The organism is Catenulispora rubra (assembly GCF_015356825.1).
GTDB classification, from domain to species: domain Bacteria; phylum Actinomycetota; class Actinomycetes; order Streptomycetales; family Catenulisporaceae; genus Catenulispora; species Catenulispora rubra.
Genome location: NZ_JAACYW010000031.1, coordinates 49159 through 63184, shown reverse-complemented (window position 1 = coordinate 63184; position 14026 = coordinate 49159). Strand labels below are relative to the sequence as shown.

15 protein-coding genes and 1 pseudogene are annotated in these 14026 nt (G+C 71.0%); 8 read left to right on the top strand and 8 right to left on the bottom strand.

Annotated elements, in window-relative coordinates; all coding sequences use genetic code 11:
- The 5 genes and pseudogenes from GWK61_RS56275 to GWK61_RS11895 all read left to right on the top strand — a co-directional run.
- Positions 1 to 189 (top strand): annotated as a pseudogene (locus GWK61_RS56275) (DUF2637 domain-containing protein); the annotation flags it as partial.
- Positions 190 to 801: 612 nt separating this feature from the next.
- Positions 802 to 1923, top strand: coding sequence for a phosphodiester glycosidase family protein (locus tag GWK61_RS11910; RefSeq protein ID WP_194908382.1), 1122 nt, complete (start codon positions 802 to 804; stop codon positions 1921 to 1923).
- A gap of 138 nt (positions 1924 to 2061) precedes the next feature.
- The gene (gene ettA, locus GWK61_RS11905; protein WP_194908381.1) at positions 2062 to 3726 is read left to right on the top strand and encodes an energy-dependent translational throttle protein EttA; all 1665 of its coding nucleotides are present in this window, start codon (positions 2062 to 2064) and stop codon (positions 3724 to 3726) included.
- Positions 3726 to 4220, top strand: a complete 495-nt coding sequence (locus GWK61_RS11900; protein WP_194908380.1) for an acyl-CoA thioesterase — start codon at positions 3726 to 3728, stop codon at positions 4218 to 4220. The genes ettA and GWK61_RS11900 overlap by 1 nt, the downstream gene beginning before the upstream one ends.
- Positions 4217 to 4903 carry a DUF8185 domain-containing protein gene (locus GWK61_RS11895; protein WP_194908379.1) on the top strand — a complete coding sequence of 229 codons (687 nt, stop codon included), beginning with the start codon at positions 4217 to 4219 and terminating at the stop codon, positions 4901 to 4903. The genes GWK61_RS11900 and GWK61_RS11895 overlap by 4 nt, the downstream gene beginning before the upstream one ends.
- Positions 4904 to 4960: 57 nt before the next feature.
- On the opposite strand, the gene GWK61_RS11890 is transcribed toward GWK61_RS11895, so the two are convergent.
- Complete coding sequence (locus GWK61_RS11890) at positions 4961 to 5461, bottom strand: YceI family protein (RefSeq protein WP_194908378.1); 501 nt, start codon at positions 5459 to 5461, stop codon at positions 4961 to 4963.
- Positions 5462 to 5580: 119 nt separating this feature from the next.
- Here GWK61_RS11890 and GWK61_RS11885 point away from each other — a divergent pair, with 119 nt between their 5' ends.
- Positions 5581 to 6075: a MarR family winged helix-turn-helix transcriptional regulator gene (locus GWK61_RS11885; protein WP_323747522.1), complete on the top strand. Its 495-nt coding sequence runs from the start codon at positions 5581 to 5583 to the stop codon at positions 6073 to 6075.
- Positions 6076 to 6224: 149 nt separating this feature from the next.
- On the opposite strand, the gene GWK61_RS11880 is transcribed toward GWK61_RS11885, so the two are convergent.
- Complete coding sequence (locus GWK61_RS11880; RefSeq protein ID WP_194908377.1) at positions 6225 to 6578, bottom strand: DUF6204 family protein; 354 nt, start codon at positions 6576 to 6578, stop codon at positions 6225 to 6227.
- Positions 6579 to 6622: 44 nt separating this feature from the next.
- Positions 6623 to 7021, bottom strand: coding sequence for a globin (locus GWK61_RS11875; protein WP_194908376.1), 399 nt, complete (start codon positions 7019 to 7021; stop codon positions 6623 to 6625).
- Positions 7022 to 7338: 317 nt separating this feature from the next.
- Here GWK61_RS11875 and GWK61_RS11870 point away from each other — a divergent pair, with 317 nt between their 5' ends.
- Positions 7339 to 8709: a DUF2079 domain-containing protein gene (locus GWK61_RS11870; protein WP_194908375.1), complete on the top strand. Its 1371-nt coding sequence runs from the start codon at positions 7339 to 7341 to the stop codon at positions 8707 to 8709.
- Between the two features lie 74 nt (positions 8710 to 8783).
- Complete coding sequence (locus tag GWK61_RS11865) at positions 8784 to 9212, top strand: OsmC family peroxiredoxin (RefSeq protein ID WP_194908374.1); 429 nt, start codon at positions 8784 to 8786, stop codon at positions 9210 to 9212.
- A 118-nt stretch (positions 9213 to 9330) separates the two neighbouring features.
- Here GWK61_RS11865 and GWK61_RS11860 read toward each other — a convergent pair whose 3' ends face one another.
- The 5 genes from GWK61_RS11860 to GWK61_RS11840 form a co-directional block, all read right to left on the bottom strand.
- Positions 9331 to 10278, bottom strand: a complete 948-nt coding sequence (locus tag GWK61_RS11860) for an N-acetylglucosamine kinase (protein ID WP_194908373.1) — start codon at positions 10276 to 10278, stop codon at positions 9331 to 9333.
- Positions 10269 to 11555 (bottom strand): family 4 glycosyl hydrolase, encoded by a 1287-nt coding sequence (locus tag GWK61_RS11855; protein ID WP_194908372.1) that lies wholly within the window; start codon positions 11553 to 11555, stop codon positions 10269 to 10271. Before GWK61_RS11855 ends, GWK61_RS11860 begins: the two co-directional genes overlap by 10 nt.
- Positions 11556 to 11595: 40 nt before the next feature.
- Complete coding sequence (locus GWK61_RS11850; RefSeq protein ID WP_194908371.1) at positions 11596 to 12777, bottom strand: ROK family transcriptional regulator; 1182 nt, start codon at positions 12775 to 12777, stop codon at positions 11596 to 11598.
- A 149-nt stretch (positions 12778 to 12926) separates the two neighbouring features.
- On the bottom strand, positions 12927 to 13328 hold the full coding sequence (locus GWK61_RS11845) for a TIGR03668 family PPOX class F420-dependent oxidoreductase (protein ID WP_194908370.1): 402 nt from the start codon (positions 13326 to 13328) through the stop codon (positions 12927 to 12929).
- Between the two features lie 7 nt (positions 13329 to 13335).
- Positions 13336 to 13971, bottom strand: coding sequence for a response regulator (locus tag GWK61_RS11840; RefSeq protein WP_194908392.1), 636 nt, complete (start codon positions 13969 to 13971; stop codon positions 13336 to 13338).
- Positions 13972 to 14026: the final 55 nt, after the last annotated feature.

Below are 14026 nucleotides of genomic sequence, written 5' to 3'. Positions count from 1 at the left end.
GAGGAAGCCACAGCGTCACTCGCGGCAGCCACCACACCCGGCCCCGCCGAGCCGGAGCCCGCAGGCGCAGGCGTCGCAGCGATCGACACCACAGCCCCGCCGAGGCTGGGCATCGCCCCCGCCCCCGACAGCCCCGACGAAACAACACGCACCGAGAGGGAGGTGACAAGCCTCCCCACAGCCGCATGACAGCGCACCAACACCAGCACCGCTTGAGCCCGCGGCCACCACCGCCCTCAAGCACCCTCGCCAACAAGGCACGCGGTCGGTCGCGGGGACCGACCGCCCCTCGCGGCGCGCCCGCGCGCGCAAACTGGCAGGTGGGATGGGGGCGGGGGAAAGGAGAGAACCGCCAGTCGCCCGGCCCCGGCCGCGGCGCCGCATGATGCTTCCGCATCCGTGCCTCGCGCTGAACGCCGGCCCGCCTGTTTGCCGCGCCACGTGCCGAAGCGCTGTCGCGCGGATCGTGCTGTCAGACGGCCCTGATGCTTGGCGCCACGGCAGTTCGCGCCGCGCCTGCGTGCCGAGCCGCCGAGCTGTTCGTGCTGGCCGATGTGCCGCCCGCAGGCCGCTCGGCTGATGTGTGGCCGCCATGCTCGCCGGCACTACCCCGCGCCCGCACTGCACCCACTGTCGCCGCGCCTGCGTTGCGCCGCTCGTGCCCGCCCGCACTGCACCTGCGCCGCACCGCGCCGCTCATGCGTGCGCCGCACCCGCGCTGCCGCGCCCGCACGCTCCACATCAGCCATTCGGCGTCGTCTGCCCGCGCGGCGTTCCGGGCAAAACACCGCAGTGGGCGACATGAAGCGCACTCGCGCGCGATGGATTCCAGCACTGGCGGTCGGCGCCGCCGTGGCCGCTGCGGTGACCGGTGCGGTGTGGGCGCGCCACTCGGCGACCTCCGCGTCCGCGCAGCCGCTTGCCGCCTCGGCCGCGCTGCGCCACGGTGCGAAGCATGCCGCCGGTGCCGGTGCCGGCGCGGTCGCCCCAACGCCAGCAGCAGCGGCCCCGCACACCTACCCCCTCCAAACCCCGCTCGTCGCGTCCGCGTCCCGCGCCTTCCCGAACGAGGGCCAATGGCGCGTCCTCGCCATCGACGCGCACGGCGAGCCCGTCGTCCAGGGCACGCTCCTCCATGCCGCCGGGACCTCGGCGCCGGTGGCGATCGCCTGGATCAAGGAGTCGGCCGCGCGCTTCGAGCTCCATCCCGGCTACGCGCAGCCCGGCGGCAGCTGGTCGCAGCCCGACATGCTGCCGCGCGGGCGGCGCGATGGGCTCATCGCCACCTGGAATGGCGGCTTCCTCATGGGGGACTCGCAGGGCGGCTTCTACCTCGACGGCAAGCAGTACGGTCCGCTCGTCCCCGGGGTCGCGGCCGAGGTGTTTCGGCGCGATGGCTCCTTCACCGTCGGGGTGTGGGGCCGTGACGTCAAGCTCGACTCCGACGTCGTCGGGGTGCGGCAGCAGCGGCAGCTGATGATCGACGGCGGCCGCATCGCCGGCGACATCGACTCGCTCTTCACCTGGGGCGTCACCGACGGCGGCGCCACTTATGTCCGCCGGTCCGGGGTCGGTGTCACCGCTGACGGCGATGTGGTCTTCGCGCTCGGGCCGACGATGTCGCCGCGCTCGCTCGCCACCGCGTTGCAGCAGGCCGGGGCGGTGCGGGCGATGGAGCTCGACATCAACATCAGCTGGCCCTCGTTCATGGCCTACGACGCCTCCGCCAACCCGGGCGACCCGCGCCCCTTCAAGTGGGGCGACTACCCGCGTCCCGCCGAGCGCTACTTCAGCCACTCGGCCCGCGATTTCGTCGCCGTCTACGCTCGCGCCACCGGCGCGCAGGGCGGGTGCGTGGATGCGTCCGGGGCGCCGCGTTCGCGGCCGGGCGGTGACACGCTCGTTTCGCCGCTGGCCTGCTGAAACGCCGCTACCGAAGAGTCAAGGCACGGGAATCAGAGTGCTGCGAAGTGTAAAACGGCGCGCGTGACCCCGGTCACATCCCCGCCTCCGGCGTGACGGCGTCATAACCATTACCCCGCGGCAACTAAGCTCTAGGTTATGGCGGAGTACATTTACACCCTGCGCAAGGCGCGTAAGGCCCACGGCGACAAGGTCATCCTCGACGACGTGACCCTGTCGTTCCTTCCTGGCGCGAAGATCGGCGTCGTCGGTCCGAACGGTGCGGGTAAGTCCACCGTGCTGAAGATCATGGCCGGGCTGGAGACGGCGTCGAACGGCGACGCCAACCTCGCCCCCGGCGCCTCCGTCGGGATCCTGCTGCAGGAACCTCCGCTGGACGAGACCAAGAACGTCCTGGAGAACGTCCAGGAGGCCGTCAAGGAGACCCTGGACCTGCTCAAGCGGTTCAACGAGATCGCCGAGCAGATGGCCACCGACTACTCCGACGAGCTGCTCGCGGAGATGGGCAAGCTGCAGGACGAGCTGGACCACCGCAACGCCTGGGAGCTGGACTCGCAGATCGAGCAGGCGATGGACGCCCTGCGCTGCCCGCCCGGCGACGCCGACGTCAAGGTGCTCTCCGGTGGCGAGAAGCGCCGTGTGGCGCTGTGCAAGCTGCTGTTGGAGGCGCCCGACCTGCTGCTGCTCGACGAGCCCACCAACCACCTCGACGCCGAGTCGGTGAACTGGCTGGAGCAGCACCTGGAGAAGTACGCCGGGACCGTGGTCGCCGTCACCCACGACCGGTACTTCCTGGACAACGTCGCCCAGTGGATCCTGGAGCTCGACCGCGGCCGGGCCTACCCCTACGAGGGCAACTACTCGACGTACCTGGAGACCAAGGCCTCGCGCATGCGGGTTGAGGGCCAGAAGGACGTCAAGCGGCAGAAGCGCCTGAAGGAAGAGCTGGAGTGGGTCCGCTCCAACGCCAAGGCGCGCCAGGTCAAGAGCAAGGCGCGACTGGCCCGGTACGAGGAGATGGCCGCCGAGGCGGACAAGATCCGCAAGCTCGACTTCGAGGAGATCCAGATCCCGCCGGGCCCGCGTCTGGGCAGCGTCGTGATCGAGGTCAACGACCTGGTCAAGGGCTTCGACGACCGGGTCCTGATCGACGACCTGTCCTTCACGCTGCCGCGCAACGGCATCGTCGGCGTCGTCGGCCCGAACGGCGCCGGCAAGACCACGCTGTTCAAGACCATGGTCGGCCTGGAGCAGGCGGACGGCGGGTCGGTCAAGATCGGCGAGACCGTCTCGATCTCCTACGTCGACCAGAACCGGGCCGGCATCGACCCGAAGAAGAGCCTGTGGGAGGTCGTCTCCGACGGCCTGGACTACATCAAGGTCGGCCAGGTCGAGATGCCCTCGCGGGCCTACGTCTCGGCGTTCGGCTTCAAGGGTCCGGACCAGCAGAAGCCGGCCGGCATCCTGTCCGGCGGCGAGCGCAACCGGCTGAACCTGGCGCTGACCCTCAAGCAGGGCGGCAACCTGCTGCTGCTCGACGAGCCGACCAACGACCTGGACGTGGAGACGCTGACCTCGCTGGAGAACGCGCTGCTGGACTTCCCCGGCTGCGCCGTGGTCATCTCCCACGACCGCTGGTTCCTGGACCGGGTCGCCACGCACATCCTGGCGTGGGAGGGCGACTCCAAGTGGTTCTGGTACGAGGGCAACTTCGAGGGCTACGAGAAGAACAAGGCCGAGCGCCTGGGCCCGGAGTCCCTGCGCCCGCACCGCGCCACCTACCGGAAGCTGACGCGCGACTGATGACCGGCACCGCCGACACGAGCACGACGACCGCTTCCCCGCGCCCGGGCGCGGCTCCCGAGCACCGGGGGCCGGGGAAGCGGCACGTCTACCTGTGCCCGCTGCGGTGGTCCGACATGGACGCCTACCAGCACGTGAACAACGTGGTCTACCTCCGGTACCTGGAGGAGGCGCGGGTGGACTGGATGTTCCGCCGCGCCTCCGAGGCCGGGGTGAAGGGCTTCGAGACGTTCGGCACGGTGGTGGCCAAGCACGAGATCGAATACCGGCGCCCCCTCGTCTACCGCCCGGAGCCGGTGCGGGTCGAGGTCTGGGTGACCGACATCCGCGCGGCCAAGTTCACCGTGGCGTACGAGATCTGCGACGACGAGGGCGTCTACGCGATCGCGAGCTCGGTGCTCGTGCCGTTCGACATCGCGGGGAACCACCTGCGGCGGCTGTCGCAGGTCGAGAAGGACTACCTCGCCGTCTACCTCACCCCGGAGCAGGCGTGAACACGCAGGCGTCGGCGCTGCTGCTGGCAGGCGCGGATGAGGCGGCCGACCTCGGCGGATACCTGACCCGGCTGCTGCGGTTCGACAAGGCCGCGGCGGTGCGGGTGGTGGCGTCGGGTTCGGCGATCGGGGTGTACGGACGGCCGCCGTTCGACGTCCTGACGCTGCGCACGGTGGCCCTGGGCCCCGGCGGGCCCGCGTCCGAGGCGGATCAGGACCTCGCCGACCTCGCCGCGGAGGTGGACGTCACCGTCTCGGCCGGCGACCTCCTCCACGCCATAGCCGACGACGGCTCGCTGGCCCTGCCGCGTCCGCTGGCCGGGGCGACCGCGTGGACCGGCTTCCTGCCGCCGCGCGCCGGCTGGCAGACGGTCGGCGAGCTGCCGGTCGCGGAGGTCGAGACCGCCGCGCTGGCCGGCATCGCCGATTTCAAGGCGCAGGCCGAGGCGATTCCGGATCAGCGGCGGACCCGGGCGGCCGTCGACCGCATCGCCGCGGAGATCTGGGATCAGCCGCTGACCTTCGGGCTGCCGGTGCGGGCCGCGCACGCCGCCCGGGCGATGGCCTTCCTCGGGCAGGCGCAGTCCGCGTCGGCGGTGGTGCGCACGGCCGGGCGCTGGCTGCGGCTGGACGCTCCGTTCGGGACGGTCGTGGTGCGGACCGGGTCCGGTCTGCTGGCCTGAGGGTCTTGGCGGGTTTTGGTGGGCCTTGGCGGGTCTTGGGCAGGCCCGCCGGCCTCCTCAGTCCTGCCGCGTGAACCGCAGCTTCACGCCTATCTCGCCCTTGGCGGCGATCATCCCGAGCTGGTTCCACGTCATCCCGAAGTCCGCACGGACGTAGGGGATCGTCGCGGTCAGCGTGACGGAGTCGCCGTGCCGGTCGGCGTGCGCGATGAACTTCAAGGGCTTGACGGTCTCGCGGACCGTCAGCGTCCCCTCGACCTGAACCTCGCTGCTGTCCGGGGTGACCGGGCCGATCCGGTCGGCGACGAACTGGAACGCCGGGTGGCGGTCGGCGTCGAAGAAGTCCTTCGAGTGCAGGTGGGAGTCGCGCTTGCCCAGGCGGGTGCCGAGGGAGGCGGAGTCGACGGTGACGGTGCCCGTGCCGGTGCCGTCCTCGTTCAGCACCCCCTCGGCGCGGACGGTCTTGAACACGCCGCGGACCGTGGCCAGGCCCCAGAACGTCTTGTGCCGGACGGTCACCTCGTGTCCGGAGGGGTCGAGGGTCCATTTCTCGCTCATGGCGGGCTCCCAGTGGGGTCGGTGGGGTCGGTGGGGTGGGCTGATAGGTAGCTCGTAATCTTCTCGCCAGCAATTAACTAGCTGGCGAGATAGTAGCTCGGGGGCCTATCCTGGTCAACGTGAGCGGGACTGACGGGCACAGCGACGGGGACGGGGCCTGCCCCTCGATGGCGGACCTGGCGCTGCTGCGGCAGTGGAACCAGCTTCAGGGGGCGTTCCGGCGGCTGAACGGCCGCCTGCTCGACGACGTCGAGGCCAGCACGGGGGTGTCGCCCTCGGCGTTCCAGGCGCTCTGGTACCTGGTCGGCAGCCCAGAGCGCACGGCGAAGATGAGCCAGCTCTCGGCGGTCCTGGGCTTCTCGACGGCCGGCACGACGAAGGTCGCCGACCGGCTCGCCGAGGCCGGGATGATCGAGCGCGGGCCCTCGGTGGCCGACCGCCGGGTGATCCTGGTGACCCTGACCGAGCACGGGATGACGGTCGCGAGCGAGGCGATCCGCACGTTCCTCGCGGCGCTGCGCGAGCGCGCGGTCGAGCCGATGGGGGAGGACGGGTTCGCCGGGCTGGTGGCGGCGGTGGTCGGGCTGGATCCGGGTGGCGGCGGGGAGTGCTGACGGGAGTTGAGGCCGGCGGAGCCGACTACTCGGCTGCCGGCGGGGAGCGCTGACGCGGGCTGAGGCGGGCGGAGCCGACTACTCGGCTACTCGGCCGGGCGCTCGCTCAGACCGCGCCGCCCTTGTCGCCCCTGCCCTGCCGCCCCCACCTACCCTGCAGCCTGAGCCTTCCGCTGCCGCTTTGCCAAAGGCATCAGCGCCATGTCCTCCGCGCCGACCTTCAGCCGCTTGTACCCGTACCCGCGCTCGGCGAGCCACTGCTCCGCCTTCGCCTGCGCACGCTCGCCGGCCGCGACGATGTCCTCCTCGCGCTCGCCGTGCTCCAGGTACCGGAACGTGAAGAACGGCCGCATCGCCACGTCGTACGTCAGCCGCCCCTCCGTGGTGAACGCCGCGTTCAGCACGTCGTGCTCCGCCGCCTCGGCCAGCAGCGTCGCGCGCTGGTCGTCGGTCAGGGCGTCGAAGGAGCCGCGGACCGTGACCCGGAAGGTGCGTTCGCTCATGGCGCCGACGATAACCCGCCCCGATCGGCGCCACGAGTGGATTTCTACTCGGCGTTGACCATGCTGTGCGCGGCGCGCACCAGGTAGTCCCACAGCTCCGCCGCGTACAGCGGCGGCAGTTCGAGCTCGTCCACCGCCACCCGCATGTGGACCAGCCACGCGTCGCGCGCCGCGGGGTCGACCTTGAAGGGGAAGTGGCGCATGCGCAGGCGCGGATGCCCGCGCTGGTCCGAGTACATGGTCGGTCCACCCCAGTACTGCTCCAGGAACATGCGCAGGCGTTCCTCAGCAGGCCCGAGGTCCTCCTCCGGGTACATCGGCCGCAGCAATGGGTCGGTCGCCACTCCCTCGTAGAAGCGCGCGACCAGCTTGCGGAAGGTCGGCGCGCCGCCGACCGCCTCGTAGAACGTGACGGGTTCCTCGCGATCACTCACGGGCCCCATTGTCCCACCGCTCAGGGGCCGGGTTCTATGCTTCATACATGCCGGGGGAGTCAAAAGCGCTGGATACGGGGTTCGCTAAACCGATGCGAGGGGTCGATCGCGCAGATTTCCCGGCACAGACGTCCCGCGCAGAACCGCTGCAGGACCTCCAATATCTCTCTGCAGAGCCCCTCGAAACGGAAGCGGAAAAGCCGCCGGAGACGCAGCTGGAGGAGCCTCAGACCAAGATCGCGCGCTTCGCTCCCTGGCTCATAGCAACCGGCGCCTTCACTCTCTATGCGCTGATCTCCATCCTCCGTTACGAACGCCGCGAATCCATGTCCTGGGACCTCGGCATCTTCACGGAAGCGGTCCGCGACTACGCCCACTTCCAGGCGCCCATGACCGGCATACGAGGCCAGGACATGAACCTCCTCGGCGACCACTGGCACCCGGTCCTGATGCTCCTGGGCCCGTTCTTCCGCGTCTTCCCGACGCCGATCACCCTCCTCGTGGCGCAGTCCGTCCTCCTCGCCCTAGCGGCCGTCCCCCTCACCAGGACCGCGATCGACCTCGTGGGCCGTCACCAGGGCTACGCCATAGGCATCGCCTACGGACTGTCCTGGGGCGTCGTCCAGGCCGCGAACTTCGACTTCCATGAGGTGGCCTTCGCCGTCCCCGCTTTAGCGTTCAGCCTCTGCGCCTACATCCGTGGCGAGTACCGCAAGACGATCCTTTGGGCACTCCCGCTGCTGTTCGTCAAAGAAGACCTCGCGTTGCTGGTCCCGATCATCATCGCCCTGGTCGTGGCCCGTACCCGCTTCACCGGCCGCCGCGTCACCCAAGGGGCGACCCTCGTCTCCGGTGTCGCCCTGGGGGTCCTGACGACTTCCTTCCTGGTGAAGATCGTCATACCGCACTTCAACCCCAACGGCGTCTACGAGTACTGGAACGAGGGCGGCTGCCTCGACCCCAAACTCCATGCCGGCGTCGGCAAACTCCTCACCTGCGTCCCGCAACAGTTCATGAACGGCATCGGCGACAAAGAGCGCACGATCCTCATGACGCTCGTCCCGGTCGCCTTCGTCGCGCTCCGCTCCCCGCTGGTCCTGCTCGCGGTCCCGGCGCTGGTGGCCCGCTTCGTGAACGTCATGCCGTCCTACTGGGGCACGGACTTCCACTACAGCGTGGTCCCGATGGTCGTGGTGTTCGCCGCGGCGATCCACGGTCTGATCCTTATGAAGGAGTCCCGCGAGAGGAAGGATTCCCGCGAGCAAGAGCGACCACAGACCTGGCTCCGCTCCCTGGGCGACGCCCAACTCAAGCACGGCGCCGTCGCCATGCTCGCGATCGCCGCGGCGCTGACGCAGTCCTTCCCGCTCCAGGACCTGCTGCACCACCAGACCTGGTTCCCCACTGCACGTGCGCAGGCCATAAAGCGCGCCGAAGCGAAGGTCCCCTCAGGGGTCACCGTGGAGACCACCATAGAGATGCTGCCCGCGCTGGCGGCCCGCACGCAGACGCTGTGGATCGGCAACCCGAACATCATCGACGCGCCCGAATACGAGGCCTTCGATCTGGACCGCACAGGGTGGTACGGGCAGTCGTCGCCGCTGGAATTCGTCCGCACACGGCACCCGAGCTACGACTACGAAGAGGTGTTCGCCGACAGTGTGAACAACGTTTACGTGTTCAAACGGATCGGCTGAGCACACCCGTCGGCCGCGTGAGAGGATCGCGTCAGGAGCTTTCGACTGTTGCAAGGAAGAAGGTAGGGACACCCATGGCGACTACGCGCAAGGCCGACACGCACTGGGAGGGCAGCCTCCTCGAGGGTAAGGGCAACGTCACGCTGGCCTCGTCGCACAGCGGCACCTTCGACGTCACCTGGGCGTCGCGCGCCACCGAGGCGGCGGAGCAGACCAGCCCCGAGGAACTGATCGCGGCCGCGCACGCCACCTGCTACTCGATGGCGCTTTCGCACGGCCTGGCCGGCGCCGGCACCCCGCCGGAGAAGGTCGACACGCACGCCGAGGTCGACTTCCAGCCCGGCGAGGGCATCACCGGCATCCGCCTCGTGGTCCGCGCCTCGGTGCCCGGCCTGAGCGCCGAGGACTTCCTGGCCGCCGCCGAGACCGCCAAGGCGAACTGCCCGGTGTCCAAGGCGCTGGCCGGCGTTCCGTCGATCACGCTGGACGCCGCGCTCGTCTGAGCCTGCGAGCAGTGAGCGGTTTATAAAACGAACAAATGACTGTGGCCCCCGTCGGTGAGACAGGGGCCACAGTCATCTCAGGAGACGGACCCCGGCGTGCGCGCCGGGGCCCGTACATCTACCGCCGGGCCAGCTCGTCGAGCCCCAGCAGCACCGCGCCGTGGATCGGCCGCTCGGCCGCCACGATGCGCACCGCGCGCGGCGCCCGCTCGGCGAACCGCCGGTCGATGCCGGCCGTCAGCAGCGGCTGCCGCGCCCGCAGCACTCCGCCGCCGAGCACCACCTCGACCTCGGAGTCCATCAGGTCCAGCCGGCCCATCGCGGCGAACGCCAGTGCGCAGACCTCGTCGGCCAGCCGCTCCACGATCGACAGCGCCACCTCGTCGCCGAGCCCGGCGACCTCGAACACCAGCGGCGCCAGCTCGCCGAACCGGTCGTCGGCGATCCGGCCGAAGTGGATCGCCTCCACCAGCTCGGCCATCGAGGCGCAGCCGAAGTACTCGGCCACAGCCTTGCGCAGCACCGTCGGCGCCCCGCGGCCGTCCTCGGCACGCACCGCGTACCAGTGCGCGGTCTCACCGATGCCCGGGCCGCCGCCCCAGTCGCCGGAGACCGTGCCGATCGCCGGGAAGCGCGCGTGCCGGCCGTCCGGGGCGATGCCGACGCAGTTCATGCCCGCCCCGCAGACCACGGCCACACCCCAGGGCCGCGATGTCCCCGAGCGCATCAGCGCGAACGAGTCGTTGTCGACGATGGTGCGCTCGGCCCAGCCGCGCCCCGCGAACTCCGCGGTCAGCGCCTCGACCTCGACCGGGAAGTCTGCCCCGGCGACGTAGGCGGCGAGCAGCTCGGCCACCGGTTGGTCGGCCGGCAGTCCCAGCTCGGCGCGGATCATCGCCACACCCTGCCCGGCCACCGACACCGCCCCGGAGATGCCGCCCAGGTGCGGCGTGAAGCCGCCGACCTGGACGCAGGCCAGGACCGTGCCGTCCGCCGTCGCCAGCGCCACCTCGGTCTTGCTGTTCCCGCCGTCGATCGCCAGGACGGCCGCCCCGGTCACGCCCACGGCAGGAAGTCGCGGTTCTTGGCGACCAGCGAGTCGGCCAGCTTGTCCGCCAGGTCGGCCTGGCCGATGAGCGGGTGCGCGAGCATCGCGGTGCGGACCCGGTCCACGCCGCCCTTGATCGCGGCCTCCACGGCCAGCTCCTCGTAGGCGGAAACGTGTCCGATCAGACCGCGGTACAAGGGCTCGATCGGGGCGCGCAGCGGTGCCGGGCGGACCCCGGCGGCGTCGACGATCGCGGGGACCTCGATCACCGCGTCGTCGGCCAGGAACGGGAAGGTGCCGGCGTTGCGGACGTTGACGACTTGCTCCTCACTCTGCTTGTCTGGCCCGCCGTGCAGCGAGGCGAGCAGCTCGACCGCCGCCTCGGAGTAGAACGCGCCGCCGCGCTTGCTCAGCGCCTCCGGCTTGGTGTCCAGCGTCGGGTCGGCGTACTGCGCCAGCAGCTCGGCCTCCACCGCCGCGACCGCCTTGGCCCGGTTCTCGCCCTTGGCGACCTGGTCGATCTGCTCCTTGACCACGATGTCGTGGGCGTAGAAGTAGCGCAGGTAGTAGGAGGGGATCGCGGCGAGCCGGCTGATCAGCTCGGCCGGCAGCTCGATGTCGTGCGCGACCTCGTCCAGCGCCTCGTCGAGGTACTTCGGCAGGAAGTCCGTGCCGTCCAGGTAGAACCCGCGCTCCCATGTCAGGTGGTTGAGACCGACGTGGTCCAGCTTGATCCGCGACGGCTCCACCCCCAGGTGCGCGGCGGCGCGGCGCTGGAAGCCGATGGCCACGTTGCACAGGCCGACCGCCCGGTGCCCGGCGTCCAGCAGCGCGCGGGTGACGATGCCGACCGGGTTGGTGAAGTCGATGATCCAGGCCTGCGGGGCTATTCGCCGGACGCGCTCGGCGATGTCCAGCACCACCGGCACGGTCCGCAGCGCCTTGGCGAAGCCGCCGGCCCCGGTGGTCTCCTGGCCGACGCAGCAGAACTCCAGCGGGAAGCTCTCGTCGACGTTCCGGATGGTCTGCCCGCCGACCCGCAGCTGGATCAGCACCGCGTCCGCGCCTTCGACGCCGGATTCCAGCCCGTCAAGCCCAGAGTGCGTGGTGACCGTGCCGGGGTGACCCTGTTTCGCGAAGATCCGGCGGGCCAGCCCGCCGATCAGCTCCACCCGGTCCGCGGCCGGGTCTATCAGGGCGAGTTCGGTGAGCGGCAGGGTGTCGCGCAACCGCGCGAAGCCGTCCACCAGCTCCGGCGTGTACGTCGATCCTCCGCCTACGACGGCGAGTTTCATGTCAGGCTCCTGTCCCGGTCCATGGCGTCCATACGCGCGGCTACACCCCGCGGTTGAAGAGGTCTTCGCGCACCGTCCGCAGCGCCGCGTGGATGGCTCCGGCCAGGACCGGGTTGCCCTCCACGGTGGACACCGCGAGCGTCGGGCGGGGGACCGCCACCGCGTGCAGCTCGTGCGTGATCAGGTCTTTGAGGAGGTCGCCGCCGGCGCGCAGGGTGCCGCCGGACAGGACGACGAGCGAGGGGTCCAGGACGGCCAGGACCGGGGCCAGCCCGCGCGCGGTGCGCTGGGCCAGGGTGGTCAGCATGGCCGTGTTGCCGGTCTCCACCGCGCGCCGGACGGCCTCGGCGTGGTCGTCCACGCGGATGCCCTGTTCGCGGGCCAGCTGCAGGACGGCCGGGCGGCCGGCGATGTTCTGGAAGGTGTTCTTCACCGGTTTGGAGGAGCGGGCCAGCGGGTCCTGCGGATCCAGGGCGACCGGCATGTAGCCGATCTCGCCGGCGCCGCCGGTCGCGCCGCGCACGAACCGGCCGTCCTGCACGATCGCCAGCCCGATGCCGTTGCCCATCCAGAACACCACGAAGTCGTCGGCGCCGCGGGCCTGGCCCAGGTGCTGCTCGGCGATGGCGGCGAGGTTGACGTCGTTCTCCACCTCGACCCGCACCCCCAGCAGCTCGCGCAGCCGGCCCAGGTTGCCGCCGTGCCAGCCCGGCAGGTCGCGGGCGAAGCCGAGCTGCCCGGTCTGCGGGTGCGGGGCGCCGGGGACGCCGATCACCACGTGCCGCACCGACTCCGGGGCGACCCCGGCGGCCTCGGCGGCGCCGTGCAGGGCGTCGCGCACGCGCTCCACGCTGCCGGCCGCGCTGCGGCCGACCACCGGCACCTCGAACTCGCCGACCACCTCGCCGGCCAGATCGGCGAGGGCGGCGGTGACCCGGGTGTGGGTGACGTCGACCCCGCCGGCGTGGCCGGCGCTCGGATTCACCGAGTACAGCTGCGCGCTGGGTCCGGGGCCGCCGGCGGCGGTGCCGGCCGGGACGATCAGGTCGGCGGTCAGCAGCCGGTCGACCAGCTGGCTGGCGGTGGGCTTGGACAGTCCGGTCAGCGCGCCGATCCGGGTGCGGGTGAGCGGTCCGTGCTCCAGGAGCAGCTCCAGGGCCGACCGGTCGTTGATGGACCGCAACAGGCGGGGGGTGCCGGGGGTGGTGTCAGGATTGGCCACGGCGGCATTCTCCTCCCCGCTTCCCGGTGCCGGTGGGCATCTATTAGGAAAGTTTACTAACGAAAAGGCAGGTTAGCGGTCCCGCACACACTCGTCAAGAGTCTTTCCCGCGAGCCGCCCGGCCCGGCCGTTTCGACTACCGCCGGCGGCTACTGTGCAGACCACCCCGACCAGCTCGCGACGGCCACCGCGACCGCCGGCCCCTGCGGCGGCGTCGCGCGGTACTGCGCGTACTTCCGCTGGAACGCGGCGAGCACGTCGGGCGTCAGCGGGCCGACGCGCGCGGTGCCGTCGGCGCGGGCCCACCACAAGGCGTCCCAGTCGGCGGCGTAGTGCTCCGTCAATAAGGAGACGTGTGGGTTCGCCGCGATGTTCCGCAACCGCTTCAGATCCGTGCTGCGCTTGGGTTTGTGGTCCACCACCAGCGCCAGGCCGCCGCCGATCTCGGCGAACACTACCGGGACCAGGTGAGGGACACCTGAAGCGTCCGCGGTGGCCAGGATCGCGTGCGGCTGGAGCAGGAAGGTGGTTCTGGCTTGTTCGGGGGTCATGCCCCCATCACAGCAGGCCCTGGGCCATGGCCTTGGTCACCGCGGCGGTCCGGTCGTCCACGCCGAGCTTGCCGAACACCCGGACCAGGTGGGTCTTCACCGTGGCCTCGCTGATGAACAGCTCGCGCCCGATCTCGGCGTTCGCCAGGCCGCGCGCGACCAGCGCCAGCACCTCGCGCTCGCGCGGGGTCAGCGGCTGCGCGGCGGGCTGGCGCATGCGGCTGACCAGCTTGGCGGCCACCGCCGGGGCCAGGACCGTCTCGCCGCGGGCGGCCAGCCGCACCGCCTCGGCCAGGTCAGCGCGCGGGGTGTCCTTGAGCAGGTAACCGGTCGCCCCGGCCTCGACGGCCCGGACGATGTCGGCGTCGGTGTCGTAGGTGGTCAGGATCAGCACCTTGATGGCCGGGGCCTCGGCGGCCAGCCGGGCGGTGGCCTCGACGCCGTCCACGCCGACCATCCGCAGGTCCATCAGGACCACGTCGGGCGCCAGCTCCAGGGCCAAGCGCACGGCCTCGGCCCCGTCGGCGGCCTCGGCGACGACGTCCAGGTCCGGTTCGGCGGCCAGCATGCCGGTCAGGCCGGCGCGGACCACCGGGTGGTCGTCGACGATCAGGACCCGGAGACTCGGGGGAGCGGAGCCGATGGCGGACTCAAGTCGGGCTGAGCTTCGCGCTCCGGTCGGGCCTGCCGACGCTGCC